General features: G+C 65.4%; 23 protein-coding genes. 12 read left to right on the forward strand and 11 right to left on the reverse strand.

Annotation, left to right across the window (positions count from 1 at the left end; genetic code table 11):
• Positions 1-14 precede the first annotated feature (14 nt).
• Positions 15-383 (forward strand): histidine triad nucleotide-binding protein, encoded by a 369-nt coding sequence (locus tag D3877_RS14960; protein WP_119831551.1) that lies wholly within the window; start codon positions 15-17, stop codon positions 381-383.
• A gap of 24 nt (positions 384-407) precedes the next feature.
• On the opposite strand, the gene D3877_RS14965 is transcribed toward D3877_RS14960, so the two are convergent.
• The 3 genes from D3877_RS14965 to D3877_RS14975 form a co-directional block, all read right to left on the reverse strand.
• Positions 408-2003, reverse strand: a complete 1596-nt coding sequence (locus D3877_RS14965) for a sensor domain-containing diguanylate cyclase (protein WP_119831552.1) — start codon at positions 2001-2003, stop codon at positions 408-410.
• Between the two features lie 101 nt (positions 2004-2104).
• A complete protein-coding gene (mltA, locus tag D3877_RS14970) occupies positions 2105-3328 on the reverse strand; it encodes a murein transglycosylase A (protein ID WP_238474898.1) in 1224 nt (407 codons plus the stop codon).
• 2 nt (positions 3329-3330) lie between these two features.
• Positions 3331-4005: a Tim44/TimA family putative adaptor protein gene (locus D3877_RS14975; protein WP_119831553.1), complete on the reverse strand. Its 675-nt coding sequence runs from the start codon at positions 4003-4005 to the stop codon at positions 3331-3333.
• Between the two features lie 198 nt (positions 4006-4203).
• Between D3877_RS14975 and D3877_RS14980 the strand changes: the two genes are divergently transcribed.
• Both D3877_RS14980 and secB read left to right on the forward strand, forming a co-directional pair.
• Positions 4204-4800, forward strand: coding sequence for an FxsA family protein (locus tag D3877_RS14980; RefSeq protein WP_119831554.1), 597 nt, complete (start codon positions 4204-4206; stop codon positions 4798-4800).
• Between the two features lie 129 nt (positions 4801-4929).
• On the forward strand, positions 4930-5427 hold the full coding sequence (gene secB / locus D3877_RS14985) for a protein-export chaperone SecB (RefSeq protein ID WP_119832465.1): 498 nt from the start codon (positions 4930-4932) through the stop codon (positions 5425-5427).
• Positions 5428-5542: 115 nt separating this feature from the next.
• Here the strand turns inward: secB and rho are convergent, their stop codons facing one another.
• The 4 genes from rho to hemE form a co-directional block, all read right to left on the reverse strand.
• The gene (gene rho, locus D3877_RS14990; protein WP_119831555.1) at positions 5543-6799 is read right to left on the reverse strand and encodes a transcription termination factor Rho; all 1257 of its coding nucleotides are present in this window, start codon (positions 6797-6799) and stop codon (positions 5543-5545) included.
• A gap of 301 nt (positions 6800-7100) precedes the next feature.
• A complete protein-coding gene (gene hemJ, locus D3877_RS14995; protein WP_119831556.1) occupies positions 7101-7532 on the reverse strand; it encodes a protoporphyrinogen oxidase HemJ in 432 nt (143 codons plus the stop codon).
• A 41-nt stretch (positions 7533-7573) separates the two neighbouring features.
• Positions 7574-8632, reverse strand: coding sequence for a ferrochelatase (hemH, locus tag D3877_RS15000; RefSeq protein WP_119831557.1), 1059 nt, complete (start codon positions 8630-8632; stop codon positions 7574-7576).
• A gap of 103 nt (positions 8633-8735) precedes the next feature.
• Positions 8736-9791: a uroporphyrinogen decarboxylase gene (gene hemE, locus D3877_RS15005; protein WP_420796899.1), complete on the reverse strand. Its 1056-nt coding sequence runs from the start codon at positions 9789-9791 to the stop codon at positions 8736-8738.
• A gap of 397 nt (positions 9792-10188) precedes the next feature.
• Between hemE and D3877_RS15010 the strand changes: the two genes are divergently transcribed.
• Genes D3877_RS15010 through dnaQ form a run of 5 tightly spaced genes read left to right on the forward strand, consistent with a single transcriptional unit; the run spans position 10189 to position 13865 of the window.
• Positions 10189-11058, forward strand: coding sequence for a pyruvate, water dikinase regulatory protein (locus D3877_RS15010; protein ID WP_119831558.1), 870 nt, complete (start codon positions 10189-10191; stop codon positions 11056-11058).
• Positions 11055-11654 (forward strand): Maf family protein, encoded by a 600-nt coding sequence (locus D3877_RS15015; protein WP_119831559.1) that lies wholly within the window; start codon positions 11055-11057, stop codon positions 11652-11654. Before D3877_RS15010 ends, D3877_RS15015 begins: the two co-directional genes overlap by 4 nt.
• Positions 11651-12502 carry a shikimate dehydrogenase gene (locus tag D3877_RS15020; RefSeq protein WP_119831560.1) on the forward strand — a complete coding sequence of 284 codons (852 nt, stop codon included), beginning with the start codon at positions 11651-11653 and terminating at the stop codon, positions 12500-12502. Before D3877_RS15015 ends, D3877_RS15020 begins: the two co-directional genes overlap by 4 nt.
• 7 nt (positions 12503-12509) lie before the next feature.
• Positions 12510-13139: a dephospho-CoA kinase gene (gene coaE, locus D3877_RS15025; protein ID WP_119831561.1), complete on the forward strand. Its 630-nt coding sequence runs from the start codon at positions 12510-12512 to the stop codon at positions 13137-13139.
• 45 nt (positions 13140-13184) lie between these two features.
• A complete protein-coding gene (gene dnaQ, locus D3877_RS15030; protein ID WP_119831562.1) occupies positions 13185-13865 on the forward strand; it encodes a DNA polymerase III subunit epsilon in 681 nt (226 codons plus the stop codon).
• 34 nt (positions 13866-13899) lie between these two features.
• On the opposite strand, the gene D3877_RS15035 is transcribed toward dnaQ, so the two are convergent.
• The gene (locus D3877_RS15035; RefSeq protein ID WP_119831563.1) at positions 13900-14517 is read right to left on the reverse strand and encodes a LysE family transporter; all 618 of its coding nucleotides are present in this window, start codon (positions 14515-14517) and stop codon (positions 13900-13902) included.
• 81 nt (positions 14518-14598) lie between these two features.
• On the opposite strand from D3877_RS15035, the gene D3877_RS15040 reads away from it, so the two are divergent.
• The gene (locus tag D3877_RS15040; RefSeq protein WP_199720814.1) at positions 14599-15510 is read left to right on the forward strand and encodes a LysR family transcriptional regulator; all 912 of its coding nucleotides are present in this window, start codon (positions 14599-14601) and stop codon (positions 15508-15510) included.
• A gap of 42 nt (positions 15511-15552) precedes the next feature.
• Here the strand turns inward: D3877_RS15040 and D3877_RS15045 are convergent, their stop codons facing one another.
• Genes D3877_RS15045 through D3877_RS15055 form a run of 3 tightly spaced genes read right to left on the reverse strand, consistent with a single transcriptional unit; the run spans position 15553 to position 19144 of the window.
• A complete protein-coding gene (locus tag D3877_RS15045; protein WP_119831565.1) occupies positions 15553-16527 on the reverse strand; it encodes a quinone oxidoreductase family protein in 975 nt (324 codons plus the stop codon).
• A 46-nt stretch (positions 16528-16573) separates the two neighbouring features.
• Positions 16574-17113, reverse strand: coding sequence for a methylated-DNA--[protein]-cysteine S-methyltransferase (locus tag D3877_RS15050; RefSeq protein ID WP_119831566.1), 540 nt, complete (start codon positions 17111-17113; stop codon positions 16574-16576).
• 24 nt (positions 17114-17137) lie between these two features.
• Positions 17138-19144, reverse strand: coding sequence for a thioredoxin domain-containing protein (locus D3877_RS15055; RefSeq protein WP_119831567.1), 2007 nt, complete (start codon positions 19142-19144; stop codon positions 17138-17140).
• Between the two features lie 180 nt (positions 19145-19324).
• Here D3877_RS15055 and D3877_RS15060 point away from each other — a divergent pair, with 180 nt between their 5' ends.
• The 3 genes from D3877_RS15060 to mnmE are packed head-to-tail and all read left to right on the forward strand — an operon-like array spanning position 19325 to position 21281.
• On the forward strand, positions 19325-19576 hold the full coding sequence (locus D3877_RS15060) for a DUF6489 family protein (protein ID WP_119831568.1): 252 nt from the start codon (positions 19325-19327) through the stop codon (positions 19574-19576).
• Positions 19573-19932 carry a (2Fe-2S) ferredoxin domain-containing protein gene (locus tag D3877_RS15065; RefSeq protein ID WP_119831569.1) on the forward strand — a complete coding sequence of 120 codons (360 nt, stop codon included), beginning with the start codon at positions 19573-19575 and terminating at the stop codon, positions 19930-19932. The genes D3877_RS15060 and D3877_RS15065 overlap by 4 nt, the downstream gene beginning before the upstream one ends.
• 17 nt (positions 19933-19949) lie before the next feature.
• Positions 19950-21281: a tRNA uridine-5-carboxymethylaminomethyl(34) synthesis GTPase MnmE gene (gene mnmE, locus D3877_RS15070; protein WP_119831570.1), complete on the forward strand. Its 1332-nt coding sequence runs from the start codon at positions 19950-19952 to the stop codon at positions 21279-21281.
• Positions 21282-21544: the final 263 nt, after the last annotated feature.

The following is a 21544-nucleotide window of genomic DNA, read 5'->3' on the forward strand; positions in this document are numbered from 1 at the left end:
CAAGGACCCGCCCGATGGCCAAGAGCTACGATTCCAACAACGTCTTCGCCCGCATCCTGCGCGGGGAAATCCCCTGCAAGAAGGTGCTGGAGACGGAGCACGCCCTCGCCTTCCACGACATTGAGCCGCAGACCCCCACCCATGTTCTGGTGATCCCCAAGGGCGCCTACATCGATCTGGACGATTTCACCGCCAAGGCGTCGGAGGCGGAAATCGCCGGTCTGTTCCGCGCGGTGGGCGAGGTCGCCCGCATGACCGGCGCGGCGGAACCCGGCTATCGCATTCTGTCCAATTGCGGCGAAGCCGCGCACCAGGAAGTGCCGCACCTGCACATCCACCTGTTCGCCGGACGCGACCTGGGCCGGATGATCGGCAAGGCGTAACGGAACGGGCGCAACCCATTCCGATCACTCGGCGGCGACGACGTCCTCCGCCAGAATGGTCCGGTTGCGCCCCTCTCGCTTGGCCCGATAGAGCGCCTGATCGGCGAGCATCACCAGACTTTCTGGCGGATCGCCGAATCCTGGAACGCGCACCGCCACCCCCGCGCTGATCGTCACCCGCGACAAGGGCGACATGGCGTGAGGAATCTCCAGCCCTTCCAAAGCCTTGCGAATGGTTTCCGCCAGCGCGAAAATCGCCTCGTCGTCCATCCCAGGGGCCATGAAGGCGAACTCTTCCCCGCCATAGCGGGCCACCAAATCGCCCGAACGGCGCGCGTGTCCATGCAGAAGCTGAGCGACCTTGCGCAGGCAATCATCGCCCTTCAGATGGCCGTAATGGTCGTTGTAATTCTTGAACAGATCGACGTCGAACAGGATCAAGGCCAGCGTCTGGCCGCTGCGCGCCGCTCTGTTCCATTCCTGAGCGAAGGTTTCGTCAAAGCGGCGGCGGTTGGCGATGCCGGTCAAGCCATCCGTGGCGCTGAGCGCCGACAGCTTGCGGTTCAACTCCTCCAGATCGCGGGTGCGATCCGCCACCTTGGCCTCCAGTTCGGCCTTTTCCTCAAGGGTCTTCAAGGTGGCCACCCGTTGCCGCCAACCGCGAGCCGTCTGAATGGTTAGAGAAAAGAAAACCAGTGTAAACAACAACCATATGACAATTAATGTTATCGCGTTTGTTTTCCATCCCTCCAACGATTCTTCTATGCTCAATCCGACTGAAATATAAAGTTCATATCCTGTTATTTTTCGACTGGAGTATATGCGATCAACACCATCAACCTGAGATATTGCTCTTTCGGCGTTTTTACTTTTTCCTGTCTTAATCAATTCTTGAAGTAAATTTGAGTTTACCTTTTTCCCAATGGCGCTGCCGAATCCGTTCTGCTCGGGGTAACGGACAACCAGAGCCGCTTCGCTGTCGAACAAGGACACGGCGCCCTGCTGGCCAACCTTGATTTGAGAAAATATCTTTGTGAATGATTCAAGATTTATCGGGGAAAACACCACGCCTGCAAAAGAACCATCCGGCTTGTTCATACGGCGGGCAAAAATAACCGCCCATTTTTTGCTGATCCGACCAATCAAAGGCTTGGACATCGCCAAACCAGCGTTGGGATCGTCGCGAAGCTTGATGAAATAGTCGCGCCCCACCGCGTTGGCGCCGGGAAGCACCCCTTCGCCATACAGGGTTGCGCCCTCGGCGTTGGTCGCCCGCAACCCATCCGCGTTGGGAAGGCGGGCGTTCTGGCGGGCAAGAAAGGCGTTGAAAGACACGGGATCAAGCCCGCCGCCGTCCTGCATTTGTCGGCTGGCTTCATCGCTGGCCGACAGCAGAGCGTGATCGATCAGAGTGATCGCGCCCCCCAGGCTTTGCTCGATCACCCACGACAAATTTTCAACGGTGACAACCGCCTGCTCCTCGCGTTGCCGGAACCCCTGAACCAAGACAAGCGCAACGAGAAAACCAACCAAAAGGCTGGCAAGCACGGCGCCGACCACCATTCGCCGTACAAAATTTTCCTGTCTTATGTTGCCAAGCATGGGAATTCGCAGCCACATTCTTTTGGGTATCCGCGATTGCCGCTGTGGGCGTTTCACACTCTAACCCAAACAACATTTAAGCGCAAAATTGCTTCGTTCGTTTCCTGCATTCTTATGTATTATTTCTTTGTTGTAATTTTTACCCCTTGGGGCAGAAGCAGAACATAGCCACCCTTGCTTTTCATCACCCCGGCCTTGCTCTCAGCCTCCGCGCCATGCCCCCAGAACACATCGCCGCGCACAGGGCCACGAATGGCCCCGCCGGTGTCCTGCGCCACCAGAAGACGGCGCAAGGGCTGGTTGGGGTCGAGCGGGTCTTCCGCGTCCAGCCAGACCGGAACGCCGTAGGGCAAGAATTTGGAATCCACCGCCAGACTGCGGCCCGGCGTCAGCGCCACGCCCTGGGCGCCGATCGGTCCATCGCCCTTCATCGTCTGGAAAAAGACGTAGGACGGATTCTTATTCATCAAGGCCTGCGCCTCGTCGGGATGGGCGATCAACCAAGCGCGGATGGTCTGGAGCGAGACCTCCTCTTTCTTCAACGCGCCCCGCTCGATCAACTCCTTGCCGATGGCCACATATTTGTGGCCGTTCTGCCCGGCGTAATTGACCCGCTCCTCCGTCCCATCGGGCAGGCGCACGCGCCCTGAGCCTTGGATGTGCAGGAAAAAGGCGGCGATGGGGTCCTTCAGCCACAGCAGTTCCAGCCCCTTGCCGCGCAAGGCCCCGGCTTCGATGGCGGCGCGGTCTTCAAACGGCTTCAAACGCCCGTCCACCACCCGCCCGGCGGTGCGTTCGCCCTTCCAGCGCTCGGCGAACTCGCCAAGATCGACCATCACCAGATCGCTCGGCCGTTTGTAGAGCGGCACGGGATAGGCCGGATCCGGCTGGCGGGAGCCTTCCAGCTCGGTTTCGTAATAGCCGGTGAACAGCCCCTTGCGGTCGCCGTTGTTGCCCGCCGCGTAGGGGGTGAAGTGCGCCTCGAAATAGCTGCGCGCCGTGGCGTCGTCCGCCGAGGCCAGCAGCGCCAGCCGGGTGCAGGGCGTCTGCCAATCGGCGATGGTCCCGGCGATCCCGCCCGGCCCGACCGGACGGTCCAGCGGCAGGCTCATCATCCGCTTGCAGGAGCGCGCCAAGGCTGGCAGCGCCGCCGATTGCGCGTCAACCGTCCAGCCGGGCAGATCGGCAAAGGCGAGTGGGGACAGGGTCAGCGCGTCCGGCGGCGAAGCCGGTTGCGCGGGCGCGGGCGGCGGCGCCTTGGCCTCCTCCTCCTTGCGCTCGCAGGCGGCCAAGGCGACCGCCAGAAGCAGAAGACCGACAGAAACCCGACGCCAGCCCGCCACGATCAGTGGATCGCCCGGATTTCGCTCAAGACCCAATTGGGGCTGCGCGACTGGGTGTCGCGGGCGAAGGTCCAAACATCGTTGGCCTCGACCACCGCCTTCGGATCGCCCTCGATCACCGCGCCGTCGCGACCGCGCAGAACGTTGATTTGATCGGAGACCAGACGCACCGTCACCACGGCGTAGCGGCCCTGGTCGAGACGGGCCTCCACCACCTCGGCCTCGCGCACGCGCTCGACGCGAGTGTCGTCGGTTTCGCCCCGGCTCTGACGGTCGCGGATCACCCGGTCGAAGCTGGCGAACACGTCGTCGGCCAGCAATGGGCGCAGGGTCGCGGACTCGCCACGGGCGAAGGATTCGACGATCATCTGGAAGGCCGCCTTGGCGCCGTCCAGGAAATGCTTTTCATCAAAACTGGAATCGACGGCCTTGATCTGGTCAAGCGACCCGGCCAGCGACAGCGGTTCGTCCGACACAACCGCGTCATCGGGACGCGGACGGTCGCGGTTGGGCAAGGGAATGACGTTGTCGGGCTGCCCGGCGCGCGCGGTGAAGGGGTTGGGGCGCGGCTGCTCCTCGCCCGTGCGGCGACCGAGAACGCTGCGCAGGCGGTAAACGAGAAACGCCGCGATCATCGCGAAGATCACGATCTCGATGAACACGAACCCATCTCCCATTGTCCACATCCTTCCGGTTTCACTGTCCAGAGCGGATCAAACCCGATGATCGCACCGGCTTCCCCCTGGACCCATCGCCCGCGCCACATTACCTGTAATCGACAGACGCGCAATTGGCGCGCGTCCGGTCCTTTTGATCGACCGGACGGCTTAGCCAGTTGTAGATAGGGCTTGAAGGCCCGAAGAGCAAGGACAGCCATGCCCATCCTGTTGTGGTTCCTTTTGCTGCCGATCCTGGAGATCGTCGGTTTCATCCAGGTCGGCGACTGGATCGGCGCCGGGCCGACCATCGGGCTGCTGCTGCTGTCGGCGGTGATCGGCGTTCTGTTGATCCGCCATCGCGGTTTGGCCTCCCTCAGCCGCGTGCAGGGGGCCGCCCTGCAAGGCGACGCGGCGCTCAGCGGGCTGCTGGACGGCGTGTGCGTGGTGATCGCCGGCATCTTGCTGATCATTCCGGGATTCTTGAGCGATCTTCTGGCGCTGGTCCTGCTGATTCCGCCCTTGCGTCGGCTGATGGGCCGCTGGCTGGTCGGTCGGTTGGCCGCTGGAAACGCCTTTCAAGTTTTCGGATCGGCGAGTTTTTCTCAAACGCCCGGCGGTTTCCAGCCCGGATCTGGATCGGGGGCCGGATCCGGCCCTGCCGGGCCATCGTTCCAGGCGCAACCGGGGGTGATTGACGGGGATTACCAGGATGTTTCCGACCAGACGCCGAACGCCGCCCCCGGCACGCCGCGCCTGTCCGATTCCCAATGGGGCAACCAACCACCCGATCGGCGGCCAAACAGCCGAGACTGACCCTCGCGCTTTCCGTTGGCAGGCCCCGGCGATCCATGATAGCCAGCCTTTTGGCGAAAGCTTCTCCACCTCAACCCATCGCGGCCCGCCGCCCCCAGGACGGACGGACCGATGATTCAGGAGTCCGTTATGTCCGATCAGCTGAGCAATGGCGCCGAGCAGACCCAGGCGTCCTCGCTGCCGATGCACATCCTGGCCCAGTATGTGAAGGATTTCTCCTTCGAGAACCCCAACGCGCCGCAAAGCCTGCTGCCCAACCAGCCGCAGCCCCAGGTGAACATCGGCGTCGATGTTCAGGCCCAGGCCGTTGGTGAGGACATCTACGAGGTGGTTCTCCAACTCCGTTGCGAAGCCCGCCAGGGCGAAGGCGTCGCCTTCCTCGCCGAGCTGACCTATGGCGGCCTGTTCCAGCTTCCCGGCCTGCCGCAGGAGCATCATCGCCCGGTGCTGATGATCGAAGCCCCGCGCATGCTGTTCCCCTTCGCCCGCTCGATCATCTCGACCGCGACCCGCGAAGGCGGCTATCCGCCGCTGATGATCAACCCCATCGACTTCGCCGACCTGTACCACCGCCAGGGTCAGGCCGCTGCGGCGACCGCCGAGCAGCCGCAACAGCCGCCGTTCTAAGGCGCTGTTGCGCAAGCGGGGCCGGATCCGGCCCCCGCTTCGGACGATGGCGAGCAAGAAAAAAGGCGAGAGGCCATCGGCCCCTCGCCTTTTTCATGTCCAAAAACCAATAACTTTATTGGTTCATGCTGTCGAAGAATTCGCTGTTCGACTTGGTGTGCTTCAGCTTGTCGACCAGGAAGTCGACCGCGTCGGTCACGCCCATCGGCATCAAGATCCGGCGCAGGATCCACATCTTCGACATGGTGCCCTTGTCGACCAGCAGCTCTTCCTTGCGGGTGCCCGACTTGGAAATGTCGATGGCCGGGAAGGAACGCTTGTCCGACAGCTTGCGGTCCAGGACGATTTCCGAATTGCCGGTGCCCTTGAACTCTTCAAAGATCACTTCGTCCATGCGGCTGCCGGTGTCGATCAGCGCCGTGGCGATGATGGTCAACGACCCGCCTTCCTCGATGTTGCGCGCCGCGCCAAAGAAGCGCTTGGGCCGCTGCAACGCGTTGGCGTCCACGCCGCCGGTCAGCACCTTGCCCGACGACGGCACCACCGTGTTGTAGGCGCGGGCCAGACGGGTGATGGAATCGAGCAGGATGACGACGTCGCGCTTGTGCTCGACCAGACGCTTGGCCTTCTCGATGACCATTTCGGCCACCTGGACGTGGCGGGTCGCCGGTTCGTCAAAGGTCGAGCTGATGACCTCGCCCCGCACCGAACGGGCCATGTCGGTCACTTCTTCCGGGCGTTCGTCGATCAGAAGAACGATCAGATAGGCTTCCGGGTGGTTGGTGGCGATGGAATGGGCGATGTTCTGCAACATCACCGTCTTGCCGGTGCGCGGCGGCGCGACGATCAGACCGCGCTGCCCCTTGCCCAGCGGCGCCACCAGATCGACGATGCGTCCGGTCAAATTCTTCTTGGTCGGGTCTTCGACCTCCATCCGAATCCGCTCTTCCGGGTAGAGCGGCGTCAGGTTGTCGAAGTTGATGCGGTGACGGACCTTGTCCGGCGCGTCGAAATTGATCGTGTTGACCTTGAGCAGGGCGAAATAGCGCTCGCCGTCCTTGGGCGACCGGATCTGCCCTTCCACCGTGTCGCCGGTGCGCAGGCCAAAGCGGCGCACCTGGCTGGGGCTGACATAGATGTCGTCGGGACCGGGCAGATAATTCGCCTCGGGCGAGCGCAGAAAACCGAAACCGTCCTGAAGAACCTCCAAAACCCCGTCGCCGAAGATCGGAATGTCGTTTTCGGCCAGTTGCTTGAGGATCGCGAACATCATGTCCTGCTTGCGCAGGGTGCTGGCGTTTTCGATCTGCAACTCCTCCGCAAACGCCAGAAGTTCGGCGGGGCTTTTGCACTTCAGCTCTTGGAGATGCATGGGTATGCCTGTGATGTCGTCAGCGGGGGAGCGCCTGAAATCCCGGCCGACAGCGCATGCGTGGGGGCGGTCGCGTCGGTTGGACGGCGATGGAATCCTGGCGGAGTTGAACAGACTCGCCAGCCACCGCGTCCGGCTCAAGGAACGAGCGTCGGAATGGCGGATGTGGGGATGGGTGCCGCAGGGCGAAAAACCCCGTGGTGAAAACAGGATTATCGGAAGGATCGGCGCAAGTCAAACGAAAGCGGGGCGGATCCGGCGCGACCCGCCCGCTTTTCCCTCAACCAAACAAAGGGGTTGGTCAGAAGGGTTTGACGATGACGAAAATCACGATGCCGATCATCAACAGGGTCGGAACCTCGTTGGCGATCCGGTAGAAGCGTTGGGGCCGCTGGTTGCGGTCCTCGGCGAACTCCCGCCGCCAGCGGGCCATCATCATGTGGCTGACGGTCAACAGCGCCACAAACAGCAGCTTGGCGTGCAGCCAACCGCCTTGCTGGAAGATCGACAGGTCCATGGCGATCATGGTTCCGCCGAACAGGTAGGAGGCGATCATCGCCGGGTTCATGATGGCGCGCAGCAAACGCCGTTCCATGACCTTGAAGGTCTCCGACGCCTCGGATCCGGGGGCGGCCTGCGTGTGATAGACGAACAGGCGCGGCAGATAGAGCAGCCCGGCCATCCAGGCGATGACGCTGATGACGTGCAACGCCTTGATCCACAGATACAGCACCGGAAACCCCTTTTTGAGCGTCGTGTCAGAAACAATCGCCGTCAGCGGTTGGCGTGCGGACAACCGGAGAAGTTCGACGGGCAGATCCGCCCGCCGGTGTGGCTGCACAGCGGCGCCTTGGCGGCGACCGTCTGTTGCACCAGCCCGGCCAGCCCGCTGATGAAGATGGGGTTGGTCCCCACCGTCGGCACGCGGGTGAAATGCGGCACGCCGCACTCCTTGGCCATATGGCGGTATTCGATTTCGATTTCGACCAGCGTTTCGGAATGCTCCGACACGAAGGCCATCGGCACGATCAGGATCGGCACGCCGTCCTGCCCCGCCCGCTTGATCTCGGCGTCGGTGCTGGGGCCGATCCACTCCATCGGGCCGACGCGGCTCTGGTAGCAGTTGATCCAATCGAGATGGTCGACGCCCAGCGCGGCGGCGATGGATTCCGCCGTCCGCTCGCACTGCCACTGATAGGGGTCGCCGCCGCTGACCACCTTCTTGGGCAGACCATGGGCGGAGAACAACACGCGCGGCGTCCCATGGGCGGACGCCGCTTCGTACAGGGGCCGGATCTGGTCGGCGACCGCGTCGATGAAACCGGCCTGCGTCGGGTAGCAGCACAGGCGTTTGGTCGGAACATCCAGCCCGACCGTCTTGGCCGCCTCGTCCCACGCCTTGAAGCTCGACGCCGTGGTGGTGGTCGAGAATTGCGGGTAGAGCGGCAGAAGCACCACCAGATCCGGTGCGTAGTCCTTCACCTTGGCCGCCGTTTCCGCGCTCATCGGGTGCCAATAGCGCATGGCGATGAAGACGCGCGACTCCACGCCGCTCTCGGTCAACTGGCGTTCCAGCGCCTGGGCCTGGGCTTCGGTGTTTTCCAACAGGGGTGATTTGCCGCCGATCTGGGCGTAGATCGCCGCCGCCGGTTTCGCCCGCCGCCCGGAAATCAGGCTGGCGATCAGAAAGCGGAACGGGTTGGGCAACCGGATGATCGCCGGATCGGCGAACAGGTTGAACAGGAACGGGCGCACCGCCTCGGGGGCGTCAGGGCCGCCGAGGTTGAACAGAACGACGGCGACGCGTCGCGGGGAAGCGGAGGGGCTGGACATGGTTCGCTAAACTGGGGTCTTCCCCCGCCCCTGTCCAGCCCCCTTGCATCGCTTTGTTGCGTCGCGTCGTTGCGTCGCGTTGTCCCGCTGTTATGTCTGGGCGTCAGCCCAGATCCGGCCAACGGCGCAGTTGCCGGGCCAGATCCGCCACATGCTCGGGCGGCGTCGTCTGGATCACGCCATGGCCCAGATTGAACACGAAGGGCCGGGCGGCGAAGGATTCCAGAATCTCGCCAGTGGCGTCGGTCAGCGCCTTGCCGCCGGTCGCCAGCATGATCGGGTCCAGGTTGCCCTGCACCGGCAGGCGGGTTTGCAGGTTGCGCGCCGCCCACAGCGGCGACACCGTGGTGTCGAGGCCGACGGCGTCCACGCCGCTGTCAGCGACGTAATCCTCATAGGCGTGGCCCGCCCCGCGCGGAAAGCCGATGATCGGCGTTTCCGGATGCCGGGCCTTGACCGCCGCGACGATGCGCCGGGTCGGCTCGATCACCCAGCGGCGGAATTGGCCGATGGGCAACACCCCGGCCCAACTGTCGAAAAGCTGAACCGTTTCCGCCCCGGCCTCGATCTGGGCGCACAGATAGTCCGCCGTCACCTCGACCAGAAGATCGATCAGCCGGGCGAACCCCTCTGGATCGCCGTAGGCCCAACGCTTGACGTGGGCGTACTCCTTGGAGCCTCCCCCCTCCACCATGTAGCAGGCGATGGTCCAGGGAGCGCCCGCAAAGCCGATGAGCGTGGTTTCGGTGGGGATGGCGGTGGTCAGACGGCGCAGCGTCTCATAGACCGGGGCGAGAACCTCGTGAAAGCGTTCGCGCGACAGCCGGGACAGCTCCTCCGTCTTGCGGATGGGGTCGAGCTTCGGCCCCTCGCCTTCCAGATAGGCCAGCGGTTGGCCCAGCGCGTGCGGCACCACCAGAATGTCGGAAAACAGGATGGCCGCGTCCATGCCGTACCGGCGCAGCGGCTGCAACGTCACCTCGACCGCGAAGTCGGGATTGTAGCAGAGATCCAGAAAGCTGCCCGCCTTGGCCCGCAGCTCGCGGTATTCGGGCAGATAGCGCCCGGCTTGACGCATCAACCAGAAGGGCGGACGGGCGCGCGCCTCACCAGCGAGGGCGGCGAGCATCGGCTTGCGAGCGGGGATGGTCACGGACAAGGCGGACATTTCCTGAACAAGGTTTCTCTCTTCCTCTTCATTATTCTTTTTATGGTTTGAAAGGAAGTAGAGGTAGTGGATGCCTGTGGATAACGGTAATCCCCGTCATGCCCCGATCTATCCACAGATCTGGCCCCCGGTTTCGCCCTGTGCGCGAGCCTGTGGATGAATCGGAGGGCTACCCTCGGAAATGGGGGAAATGCTATAGCTGGAAGCACGGGAGTCCCGTGGATAACAGCGTGACGAACAGAGGATTCTCCCAGCTCGCAAACAGGTCAGCCGACTTGTTCGCCGGGGGGCGGTAAAGGGGATGGGGAGTCCCCCATTCGGGATGGAACGGAGGGTCTTCCGGTTGTCCACAAAATGGGCCGGGTTCTCCACAGCATGTTGAGGACGGATGAAACAGTTCCACCTACATCTCGTGTCGGACGCCACGGGTGAAACGATCAACAGCGTGGCGCGCGCCTGCGTGATCCAATTCGACGCGGTGCGCCCGGTCGAGCATTTCTGGAATTTGGTGCGCACCGACCGCCAGCTCGATCTGGTGCTGGAGGGGATCCGGGCCAACCCGGGTCTGGTGATGTTCACCCTGGTCGATGAGACGTTGCGCCGCAGGCTTCAGGAGTTCTGCCGCGAGGTGCAGACGCCCTGCATCGCCGTGCTCGATCCGCTCATCAACGCGCTCGCCGCCTTCCTCGGCATCGAGTCCCAGCGCCAGCCGGGCCGTCAGCACATGCTGGACGCCGAATATTTCAACCGCATCGACGCGGTGGATTTCGCCCTGTCGCACGACGACGGCCAATCCAATTGGGATTTGCACGAGGCCGACGTCGTGCTGATCGGCGTATCGCGCACCTCGAAAACCCCGACCTGCATCTATTTGGCCAACCGGGGCATCAAGGCGGCCAACATCCCCCTGGTTCCCGGCGCCACCCTGCCCGCCGAGATTGATCTGTTGACCAGGCCGTTGATCGTCGGCTTGACCAAGGACCCCGACCGTCTGGTGCAGATCCGCCGCAACCGGCTGAAGCTGTTGAATCAGGGCGAAACCTCGTCCTACGCCGATCCTGAGATCGTCCGCAACGAGGTGACGGAGGCCCGCCGCCTGTTCAGCCGCCGCAAATGGCCGGTGATCGACGTGTCACGCCGCTCCATCGAAGAAACGGCGTCGGAAATCATGATGCTGCTGGCTCGCCGCCAAAGCAGCGGCCTGTTGCCGGATGGCGGCAAACCGGATGGAACCAAACCGGATGGAAGCCTGCCATGACGCCGACTCTTGTTCTCGCCTCCGGCTCGCGCACCCGCGCGCTGATGCTGGAAAAGGCCGGGTTGCGCCCGATCCTCGACAAGCCGCTGGTCGATGAGGAGGAGGTCAAGCTTGCGGGCAAGGCCGAGGGCGTCGGGGCCGACGCGGTGGCCGAGGCGCTCGCCGAGTTGAAGGCCCAGCGCGTCACCCGCCGCCATCCCGGCGCGCTGGTCGTCGGGGCCGACCAGATGCTGGAGTGCGAGGGCGTGTGGTTCGACAAGCCGTCCGACCGGGCGTCGGCGCGCGCGCAGTTGCTGGCGCTGCGCGGCAAGACCCACCAACTGGTCAGTTGCGCGGTGATTGTGCGCGACGGCGAACGGCTGTGGCACAAAACAGACCGGGCGCGGTTGACCATGCGGAATTTTTCGGAAAACTTCCTTGACGGCTATCTCGACGCGGTTGGCGACGAGGTGTTGCATTCGGTCGGGGCCTATCAGTTGGAAGGGCTGGGGGCGCAATTGTTCCAGCGGGTGGAGGGGGATTTCTTCACCATCCTTGGCCTGCCGCTGTTGCCCTTGCTTGGTTTTCTGCGCGTGCATGGAGTGGGGACGGAATGACGATCAGCGGCAAGGCGAAGCTGGCCGGGGTGATGGGCTGGCCGATCGGTCATTCCCGCTCGCCCCGTTTGCACGGCTATTGGTTGGCGCGTTACGGCGTCGATGGCGCCTATGTCCCCCTGGCGGTCGCGCCGGAGCGAGCCGAACAGGCGATCCGCGCCCTGCCCGCCTTGGGCTTTCGCGGCTGCAACGTGACGGTGCCGTTGAAGGAAATCGCCTTCCGCACGGTGGACCGGCTGGATCCGGTCGCCCGCCGCATGGGCGCCGTCAACACCATCGTGGTGGATGGCGACGGCGCGCTGGTCGGCGGCAACACCGACGGCTTTGGTTTCCTGGAAAATCTGAAGGCTGGTTGCCCGGATTGGAGCGCCGAGAGCGGCCCGGCCGTGGTGGTGGGCGCCGGCGGCGCGGCGCGGGCGGTGGTGGTCGCGCTGCTCGACGCGGGCGCGCCGGAGGTCCGTCTCATCAACCGCACGGCGGCGCGGGCCGAGGAGCTGGCGGCGGATCTGGGGCCGGATTTGGCCGGGACCGTCACGGTGGTCGATTGGGTTTCACGTGAAACGGCGCTCGACGGCGCTGCCTTGCTGGTCAACACGACGACGCAGGGCATGGGCGGGCAACCGGCGCTTGATCTGCGGCTCGACGCCCTGCCCGTCTCGGCTCTGGTCAACGACATCGTTTATGTTCCCTTGGAAACCCCGCTGCTGGCGGCGGCGCGGGCGCGCGGCAACCGGGTGGTGGACGGCATCGGCATGTTGCTGCATCAGGCCCGCCCCGGATTCGCCGCTTGGTTCGGCGTGGAGCCGGAGGTCACGCCGGAGATGACCCGCTTCGTTCTGGAAGGCTGATCCGTCGATGTTCGTCCTGGGGCTGACCGGATCCATCGGCATGGGCAAAAGCACGGCGGCGAAGATGCTGGCGGCGATGGGCGCGCCGGTCTGTGATTCCGACGCGCTGGTCCATGGCCTGCTCGCCAAGGGCGGAGCCGCCGTTCCCGCCATCGCCGCCGCCTTTCCCGGCGTGGTGGTGGATGGCGCGGTGGACCGCCGGGCCTTGGGCGCGGCGGTGTTCGGCAACTCCCCGGCGCTCGCCCGGTTGGAGGCGATCCTCCACCCGATGGTGCAGAGCGCGCAGCGCCGGTTTCTTGGGAGGGCCGCCCGGCGTCGGGTCCGCGTCGCCGTGCTCGACATTCCGCTGTTGTTCGAGACGAAGGGGGAGCGTCGGGTTGACGCAACTCTTGTGGTGTCGGCCCCCTTCCGCGTGCAGAAAAGCCGGGTGCTGGCCCGGCCCGGCATGACGGCGGACAAATTCGCCGGAATCCTCGCCCGCCAGACTCCCGACGTGGAAAAACGACGGCGCGCCGATTGGGTGATCCCAACCGGGGCCGGGCGGTTGGTGACGCGGCGGGCGCTTGCGGGCATAGTGCGGGACGTGCGGCGGCGGCGCGGACGGCGGTGGCCGCCGCGCGGCTATCACCCCATCTGAAATCCGTTTCCGTCAAAGCCCGTTTTCCAGAGCCAGAGTGTGACCATGCGTGAAATCGTTCTCGACACCGAAACCACGGGTTTCAAGCCGGAGGAAGGCCACCGGCTGGTGGAAATCGGCTGCATCGAGCTGGTGAACCATGTTTCCACCGGCGAACGCTTTCACGTCTATATCAACCCCGAACGCGACATGCCGCCGGAGGCTTTCGCCGTCCATGGGCTGAGCGCCGAGTTTCTCGCTGACAAGCCGCTGTTCACCGACATCGTCGCCGATTTCGTCGCCTTCATCGGCGACGCGCCGCTGGTGATCCACAACGCGGCCTTCGACATGACGTTCCTGAATTGGGAATTGAAGATCGCCGGATACCCGACGATGCCGAAGGACCGAGCCATCGACACGCTGTTGATGGCCCGCCAGAAATTTCCCGGCTCGCCCGCCAGCCTCGACGCGCTGTGCAAACGCTTTGGCGTGGACAACACAAACCGCTCGCTGCACGGCGCCTTGATCGACGCCCAATTGCTGGCCGACGTCTATCTGGAATTGCTGGGCGGGCGTCAGGCTGGTTTGGCGCTCGCCTCCGGCCCGCTGTCCAAGGGCGGCGCCCCGGCGGCGCGGCTGGAGCGCCCCTTCCGCGAACCCCGCCCCTTCTCCGCCAGCCCGGAGGAGATCGCCGCGCACGGCGACCTCCTCAAGAAGCTGAAAAACCCGCTGTGGCTGGCCGAGTGACGGAACGCTTGTGACGGAATGCTTTTGTTCGGGGTCACTTCGACAGGCCGCTGACCCCCAGCATCAGGCCGAAGCCGACGAGGAGCGCGCCAAAGCTGCGGTCGATCCAGTGGCGGACGGCCAGGATCCGCTGACGCACCGCCCCGGCGGAAAAGAACAGGGCGACCAGCGCGAACCACAGGATGTGGGCGGCGGCGATGAAGGCCCCATAGCCGATCTGCACCGGCAGCGCCGTCGCTGGTTCAACCACCTGGATGAACAGGCTGACGATGAACACCGTGGTTTTCGGGTTCAAGGCGTTGGTGAGAAAGCCGACCCGTAACGCCTGACCGTCGCTGAGCGTCGTGGCGGCGCTTTCCGTCATGTTCCCGCCCGGTTTCGCCGCCAGCATCCGCGCGCCCAGCCAGACCAGATAGGCGGCGCCCACCAGCTTCAGCGCGTGAAACAGCGCGATGGAGTTCTGGATCAGCAGCCCCACTCCCAAAATCGTGTAGGCGACATGCACCAACACGCCGCCGCCGATGCCCAGCGCCGTCAACAACCCGGCCCGTCGGGACAGCAGCAGGCTGTTGCGCGAAACCATGGCGAAATCCGGGCCGGGGCTGATGACGGCGAGGATGGTGATGGTGATAACGGCGAGAAGCTCTGTCATGATCGGCCTTGCCTGTGGTGGTGAAGACAAGACCGGGATAGCCGATCCGAACGCGCTGGAATAACGATGGTTTCTGACGGAATGGGTGAGCAGGACTCACAGATCGGGGCGACCCGCCTGCCGCCGCTGGCCGCCTTGCGCTGCTTCGAGGTCGCCGCCCGGTTGGAAAGCTTCAGCCAGGCGGCGGACGCCCTGCATCTGACCCACGGCGCGGTGAGCCGGGCGGTGCGCGCGGTGGAGGAGGATTTGGGCGTCGCCCTGTTCGAACGGCGCAACCGCCGGGTCTTCCTGACCGCCGCCGGTCGCATGCTGGCCAACGCCGTGCGCGAGGGGCTGCGCACCATCGAGGCGGCGACGCGCAGCCTGCGGCAAACGGCGCGCAACGCGCCGCTGACGGTGTCGTGCGAACCGACGTTGTTGATGCGCTGGCTGATCCCCCGCCTGTCCTCCTTCCAGGCCGCCCACCCCGACATCCCCATCCATCTGACGGCGGGCGGCGGCCCGGTCACGCTGGGCCATGGCGTCGATCTGGCGATCCGCCGCGATGATTTCCTGTGGGCCGATCATGTGAGCGCAAACCGACTGTTCGCCGAACGGGTCGGGCCGGTCTGCCGCGCCGACCGGGTGGAGGCGTTTTTCGCCAAGCAGTGCGACGGATCGCCTGTTTTGCGTCCGACCGCGCCGCGCCTGCACAGCCGCACCCGCCCGGGGGCCTGGGACCATTGGAACGCGGCGACGGGCCAAACGGCGCCGGATGGCCCGTCCCAGATGTTCGAGCATTTCTATTTCAGCCTTCAGGCCGCCGTCGCCGGGTTGGGCGTCGCCATCGGCCCCTGGCAATTGGTGCGCGACGATGTGGAGAGCGGCATCCTCGCCGCCCCGCTCGGCTTCGTCGAGGATGGCTCGGCCTATCATCTGCTGTCGCCCGATCCGCTCGCCGATGGCGGGCGGGCGGCGCCGTTGCTGGAATGGCTGCGGCGCGTGGCGGAGTGAGGGCCGGATCCGGGGATGTCCCCGCCGGATCCGGCCCGCGTCTTACGGGATAAGCGCGGTCGATCCGGTGGTCGCCCGGCCTTCCAAGGCGCGGTGCGCGTCGGCGGCGTCGCGCAGGGCGAAGGTCTGACCGACGGTGACGCTCAACCCGCCCGCCGCGATCGTGCCGAACAGATCGGCTGCCGAAGCGACCAGATCCGGGCGCGTGGCGATGTAGGTCGCCAGCGTCGGACGGGTGACGTAGAGCGAGCCTTTCGCGGCCAGCAGCCCCAGATCCAGCGGATCGGGCGCGCCCGACGCCGCGCCGAACAGAACCATCAGCCCGCGCGGACGCAGCACGTCCAACCCCTTCAGGAAGGTGGTTTTGCCGACGCCGTCATAAACGACGGGAACGCCCTTGCCGTCGGTCAGCTCCTTCACCCGCGCGACGAAATCCTCGCTGGTGTACAGAATGGCGTGGTCGCAGCCATGCGCCTTGGCGAGGTCGGCTTTCTCATGGGTGCTGACGGTGCCGATGACGGTGGCGCCCAGATGCTTGGCCCATTCGCACAGCAGCAGCCCGACCCCGCCCGCCGCCGCCTGCACCAGAATGGTGTCGCCCGGCTGCACCGCGTGGGTGGAGCGCAGGAGATACTGCGCGGTCAGACCCTGCAACAGCATGGCGGCGACCGCCTGCTCGTCGGCCCCGTCGGGCAGAACCACCAGCCGGTCGGCGGGAACCAGCCGGGCTTCGGCGTAGGCGCCGATCAGCATGGCGTACCCCACCCGGTCGCCGATTTTGACCGACGTGACGTCCGGCCCGACCGCCTCGACCACGCCGGTGGCGGCGGTGCCCAGCGTAGCGGGCAGCACTGGCAGCTTGTACGCGCCGGAGCGGTGGTAGGTGTCGATGTAGTTCAACCCGACCGCCGTCTGGCGGATCCGGGCCTGTCCGGGGCCGGGTTCGCCGACCTCGACCGCGTCCCAACGCAAAACCTCCGGCCCGCCGTGTTCATGGATGCGGATGGCGTGAACCATGATCGTGTTCAATCCTTGATGTGATGGTGGGGTGGGTGAGGAGGATTCAAAGCAGCGCGCGTTGGCTGTCCCGCGCCGTTGATTGGATGAGCGATTGGGCCGTCGATTGGGCGGGCGCGTGGCGGCGTTCCAGCGTCAGCAGGAACGCCTTGGTGTCCAGCCCGCCAAAGCCGGAATAGCCGCCCGGCGCGCCGCCGCTGGCCAGCACCCGGTGACAGGGGATGATGATCGGAATCGGGTTGGCCCCGCAGGCCCCGCCGACGGCGCGCGGGGCGCTGCTCAGGGCCTTGGCCATCCCGCCATAGGTCGCGGCCTCGCCATAGGGAATGGTCAGCATCAAATCCCAAACCCGTTGGCGAAAGGGCGTTCCCGCCGGGTTCAGCGGCAGGTCGAAATTGTGCAGCCGTCCGGCAAAATAGGCGTCCAACTGGCGGGCCGTCTCCTCCAACAGCGGATCCGACCCCGGATCCGGGTGTTGATCCGCCCCAGTTCCGTCCCGGTTGACCCAATCCAGCGCCGTCAGCGCCCGCCCGTCGCTGGTCAGCCGCAGCGGCCCCAGCGGGCTGTCGATGATCCGTGTCCCCATTCCAGCATTCCCCGATCAAGCCCGTCAGGCGTGGCGATGGTTGAGCGCCCGGACCAGATCCGCCGCCGCCGTCACCGGGGCGGAGCAACTGGTCCCGACGCAGACATAAGCGGTGGCGGCGCCGTCGCGCATCCCCTTGCCCTGGGCCGGGTGGCCGGGCGGCAGCATTGTCAGGATGCGGTTCGGCAGCGAACAGCCCAAGACGGCGCGACGCAGGGCCTCGGTCTCCGGCGTTTTCGGCGGGCCGACGATGACGATCTGCACCGGGCGGTGCAGACGCTCCACCGCGTTGAGGAAGGTCGGCAGCGGAAAGAAGTTCCGCGCGATCTCGCCGGAAAAGGCGTCGGCGAGCGCTTCGGCCCGCTCGCGGTAGGCCTCCTCCCCGGTGCGGCTGTGCAGGGTCGCCAGCACGGCCAGCATGGTCCCGTTGCCGTTCGGCGTGGCGTTGTCGTAGGCGCTCTTGCTGCGGACGATCAGCCCTTCCGCGTCGTCGGCGGTGAAGAAATAGCCGCCGCTGGCGTCATCCCAGAAATGGGCGTCGACCACCGAAACCCAATCGCGCGCCTGATCGAGCGCGGCGGGATCGCCGGTCGCCTCGTGCAGCGCCAGGGCGGCGCGCGCCATCGCGGCGTAATCGTCAAGCATGCCGGGATGCTTGGCCTGCCCGTTCCGCCAACTGTGGCGCAGCCGGTTTCCCTCATTCATCCGGTCGCGGACGAAGGCGAAGGCGCGGGTCGCCGCCGCGATCCACTCCGGCTCGTCCAGCGCCAAACCGGCGTGGGTCAGCGCGGCGATCATCAGGCCGTTCCAGTCGGCCAGCACCTTGTCGTCCCAACCGGGCCGCACCCGCTTTCCGCGCGCGCGCAGCAGGGTTTCCCGCGCGGCGGCCAGCTTGGCTTCGGTGGCGTCGTCGGCCAGATCCAGCCCGCCCAGCCGATTCAAAATCGTCGCGCCTTCCCAATTGCCGTGCGGCGTGACGTCGTAGACCCGCTTGAACAGCGCGGCGTCGGGGCCGAGAAGCCGGTCGATCTCCGCCTCGTCCCACACGTAAAAGCGGCCCTCCTCGCCCTCGCTGTCGGCGTCGAGCGTCGCGGCGAAGGCGCCGCCGTCGGCGATCATCTCGCGCAGCAGCCAGCCGACGGTTTCGCGGATGCGCGCCTCGAACAGCGGGCTGCGGGTGTCCTGCCAAACCAGGGTCAGCAGGTCGAGCAGTTCGGCGTTGTCGTAGAGCATTTTCTCGAAATGCGGGGCGAGCCACCGCTCGTCCGTGGAATAGCGGGCGAAGCCGCCGCCGAGATGGTCGTAAATCCCACCTTGAGCCATGTTGGCCAACGTGTTCAGCACCGCCTCGCGGTAGGGTTCTTTCCCAGTCCGCTGCCAAGCCCGCCACAGGAGTTCAAACAGCGGGACTTGCGGGAATTTCGGCGCGCTGCCGATGCCGCCATGGATGGGATCGACCTCGCGCGCCAGACGCCCGGCGATCTGGTCGATGGCGGCCAGATCCAGGGTTCCGCCGGATCGGTTTTCCGCCTGAGTGGTCAGCGCGCTTTTCAGCGCCGCGACGTTGCGCGACACCTTGTCTTGCTCGTCGCCGTAGGTTTCGGCGATGCCGCGCAGCACCTCGGGGAAACCGGCCCGGCCATAGCGCGCCGCTGGCGGGAAATAGGTGCCGCCCCAAAAGGGTTCGGCGTCGGCGGTCAGGAACATGGTCAGCGGCCAGCCGCCCTGTTGCCCCAGCATCGCCAAGGCCGACTGGTAAATCTGGTCGAGGTCGGGGCGCTCCTCGCGGTCCACCTTCACGCTGACGAACAGCTCGTTCATCAGCGCGGCGATGGCCGGAGTCTCGAAGCTCTCGTGCGCCATCACATGGCACCAGTGGCAGGCGGCGTAGCCGATGGACAGCAGCACCGGCTTGTTTTCCGCGCGGGCGCGGGCGAAGGCCTCCGGCCCCCAGGGCATCCAGTGAACGGGATTGTCCTTGTGCTGCAACAGATAGGGACTGGTTTCAAATTCCAGCAGATTGGCGGTCATGGCGGGGTTCCGTCGGGTTGGCCGCCATCGCTGTGGCGTTGCGAATAAGGTGGGGTGGTGGTGGCGTTGCGCCAGTGCGCCCTATCTGTATAGTGGGGCATGAGCCGACGCGGCGCTCAACCCCAAAAATTCTGTTGTGCGGATGAGTTCCATCCTCCGCGTTGTCAGAGGGGTTCGGGCATGAAGATCACCATCGACATCGATTGCACCCCGGAAGAGGCCCGGCATTTTCTGGGCCTGCCGGACGTCAAGCCGATGCAGGACGCCATGATGCGGGAGATTCAGGAGCGGATGAGCGCCAATCTTCAGGCGATGGATCCCGACACCATGCTGAAGACCTGGCTTCCCGCCGGACTTCAGGGCATGGAGCAATTCCAGAAGATGTTTTGGACCCAGATGGCCTCGGCCATTAAACAGGAAGGACGAACGTGAGCGACCCGAAGCCTTATTTTGAAGCCCATGTGTTTTGCTGCACCAACCGCCGCCCCGACGGGCACAAGCGCGGCTCCTGCGCCGCCCACGGGTCGGAAAAACTGCGCGACTATATGAAGGTGCGCGCCCGTGAGTTGGGGTTGGATGGCCGCGTGCGAATCAACGCCGCCGGATGCCTGGACCGTTGCGAGCTGGGGCCGACGCTGGTCGTGTATCCCGAAGGCGTTTGGTACGTCTATCAGACCACCGAGGATGTTGACGCCATCCTGCAAACCCATTTGGTCGAAGGCCGTCGGGTGGAGCGGCTGATGCTGACGCCGGAGCAGCGGGAGTTGCGCCCGGACCAGCGCGGCTGAGAACGGATCACGCAACCATGACCGCGACCATTTTCGCGCTCGCCACCGCGCCCGGACGTTCCGGCGTGGCGGTGGTTCGCGTGTCCGGGCCAGATTCCGCCGCGACGCTGGCCGCTCTGACAAACCGGCCTTTGCCGGAGCCGCGCCGCGCCGCTCTGGTCACGCTGCGCGACCCGACGAGCGGCGACGCGCTCGACGACGCGCTGGTTCTGCGCTTCACCGCCCCGGCCAGCTTCACCGGGGAGGATGTGGTGGAGTTGCACCTGCACGGTGGGCGCGCGGTGGTCGCCGGGGTGATCGCCGCCCTGGCCGCCCGCCCGGGCCTGCGTTTGGCCGAACCCGGCGAATTCACTCGCCGCGCCTTTGAAAACGGCAAGCTGGATTTGACGGAGGCCGAGGCCGTCGCCGATCTGATTGACGCTGAGACCACGGCGCAGCGGCGCCAAGCCCTGCGCCAGATGGACGGCGCGTTGGGGCGGCTTTACGACGGTTGGCGCGACCGGCTGACCCGCGCCCTCGCCCACATCGAGGCCGACATCGACTTCGCGGAAGACGATCTTCCGGGCGGCGTCGCCGACGCGGTGCGTCCGGTGATCGAGCGTCTGTTGGGCGAAATCACCGAACATCTGAACGACGGCGGGCGCGGCGAGCGGCTGCGCGAGGGGCTGCACATCGCCATCGTCGGCGCGCCCAACGCCGGGAAATCCAGCCTGCTGAACGCCCTGGCCCGGCGCGACGCCGCCATCGTCTCGGCCCGCGCCGGAACCACCCGCGACATCATCGAGGTGCAGTTGGATCTGGGCGGCTATCCGGTGGTGCTGGCCGACACGGCGGGCCTGCGCGAGGCTGCCGCCGACGAGGTGGAGGAGGAAGGCATCCGCCGGGCGCGTGACCGGGCGGCGCGGGCCGATGTGAAGGTCGCGGTGTTCGACGCGACCGCCCTGCCCGATCTGGACCCGGCGACGCTGGCCCTAATCGACGCCGACAGCGTCGTGGTTCTCAACAAATGCGACGTGGCGACGGCGACGCCACCCAATGTCGCTGGCGCGTCTCCGGTCCTTGTGTCGGCCCGCACCGGCGCGGGCTTGCGCGATTTGGAGCAGCGTTTAACCGCGTTTAGCGCGGATCGCCTGGCCGTGGGCAGCGCCCCGTCTTTGACCCGCGCCCGCCACCGCGCCGCGCTGGATGAATGCCGCGCGGCGCTGGATCGCGCCTTGACGGCCCCCCTGCCGGAACTGGCGGCGGAGGACATTCGCTTGGCCAGCCGGGCGTTGGGCCGCATCACCGGGCGGGTCGATGTCGAGGATTTGCTCGATATCATCTTCCGGGATTTCTGCATCGGCAAGTGAATGCGTGACGCGTGGATCGGCGGTGTTTCACGTGAAACATCGTCGATCCATTCGCCTGCATGGCGGGGCGATTCTCATGAGTAAGCGATGTTCACACGGATGAACACGGATGTCGCCTGTGGCGACGCACGGGTCAACACGGATGAAACGATGCCTTTGATCCGTGTCCATCCGTGAACCGACGCAGTCGGTATCCGTGTTCATCCGTGTAAAAAGTCTGTCTCCAACGCCATCAAACCGCACGTCAGCCCCCCTTGGCGAAG

It is taken from the genome of Azospirillum cavernae, assembly GCF_003590795.1.
GTDB lineage: Bacteria > Pseudomonadota > Alphaproteobacteria > Azospirillales > Azospirillaceae > Azospirillum > Azospirillum cavernae.

Coding starts and splice junctions, on each gene's coding strand:
- D3877_RS15010 (WP_119831558.1), top strand. CDS start 10,189: ATGAAACAGTTCCACCTACATCTCGTGTCGGACGCCACGGGTGAAACG.
- secB (WP_119832465.1), top strand. CDS start 4,930: ATGTCCGATCAGCTGAGCAATGGCGCCGAGCAGACCCAGGCGTCCTCG.
- rho (WP_119831555.1), bottom strand. CDS start 6,799: ATGCATCTCCAAGAGCTGAAGTGCAAAAGCCCCGCCGAACTTCTGGCG.
- D3877_RS15015 (WP_119831559.1), top strand. CDS start 11,055: ATGACGCCGACTCTTGTTCTCGCCTCCGGCTCGCGCACCCGCGCGCTG.
- D3877_RS15040 (WP_199720814.1), top strand. CDS start 14,599: ATGGGTGAGCAGGACTCACAGATCGGGGCGACCCGCCTGCCGCCGCTG.
- D3877_RS14975 (WP_119831553.1), bottom strand. CDS start 4,005: ATGGGAGATGGGTTCGTGTTCATCGAGATCGTGATCTTCGCGATGATC.
- mnmE (WP_119831570.1), top strand. CDS start 19,950: ATGACCGCGACCATTTTCGCGCTCGCCACCGCGCCCGGACGTTCCGGC.
- D3877_RS14960 (WP_119831551.1), top strand. CDS start 15: ATGGCCAAGAGCTACGATTCCAACAACGTCTTCGCCCGCATCCTGCGC.
- coaE (WP_119831561.1), top strand. CDS start 12,510: ATGTTCGTCCTGGGGCTGACCGGATCCATCGGCATGGGCAAAAGCACG.
- D3877_RS15020 (WP_119831560.1), top strand. CDS start 11,651: ATGACGATCAGCGGCAAGGCGAAGCTGGCCGGGGTGATGGGCTGGCCG.
- D3877_RS15050 (WP_119831566.1), bottom strand. CDS start 17,113: ATGGGGACACGGATCATCGACAGCCCGCTGGGGCCGCTGCGGCTGACC.
- D3877_RS14980 (WP_119831554.1), top strand. CDS start 4,204: ATGCCCATCCTGTTGTGGTTCCTTTTGCTGCCGATCCTGGAGATCGTC.
- D3877_RS15055 (WP_119831567.1), bottom strand. CDS start 19,144: ATGACCGCCAATCTGCTGGAATTTGAAACCAGTCCCTATCTGTTGCAG.
- D3877_RS15060 (WP_119831568.1), top strand. CDS start 19,325: ATGAAGATCACCATCGACATCGATTGCACCCCGGAAGAGGCCCGGCAT.
- dnaQ (WP_119831562.1), top strand. CDS start 13,185: ATGCGTGAAATCGTTCTCGACACCGAAACCACGGGTTTCAAGCCGGAG.
- D3877_RS15045 (WP_119831565.1), bottom strand. CDS start 16,527: ATGGTTCACGCCATCCGCATCCATGAACACGGCGGGCCGGAGGTTTTG.
- hemH (WP_119831557.1), bottom strand. CDS start 8,632: ATGTCCAGCCCCTCCGCTTCCCCGCGACGCGTCGCCGTCGTTCTGTTC.
- D3877_RS14965 (WP_119831552.1), bottom strand. CDS start 2,003: ATGTGGCTGCGAATTCCCATGCTTGGCAACATAAGACAGGAAAATTTT.
- D3877_RS15035 (WP_119831563.1), bottom strand. CDS start 14,517: ATGACAGAGCTTCTCGCCGTTATCACCATCACCATCCTCGCCGTCATC.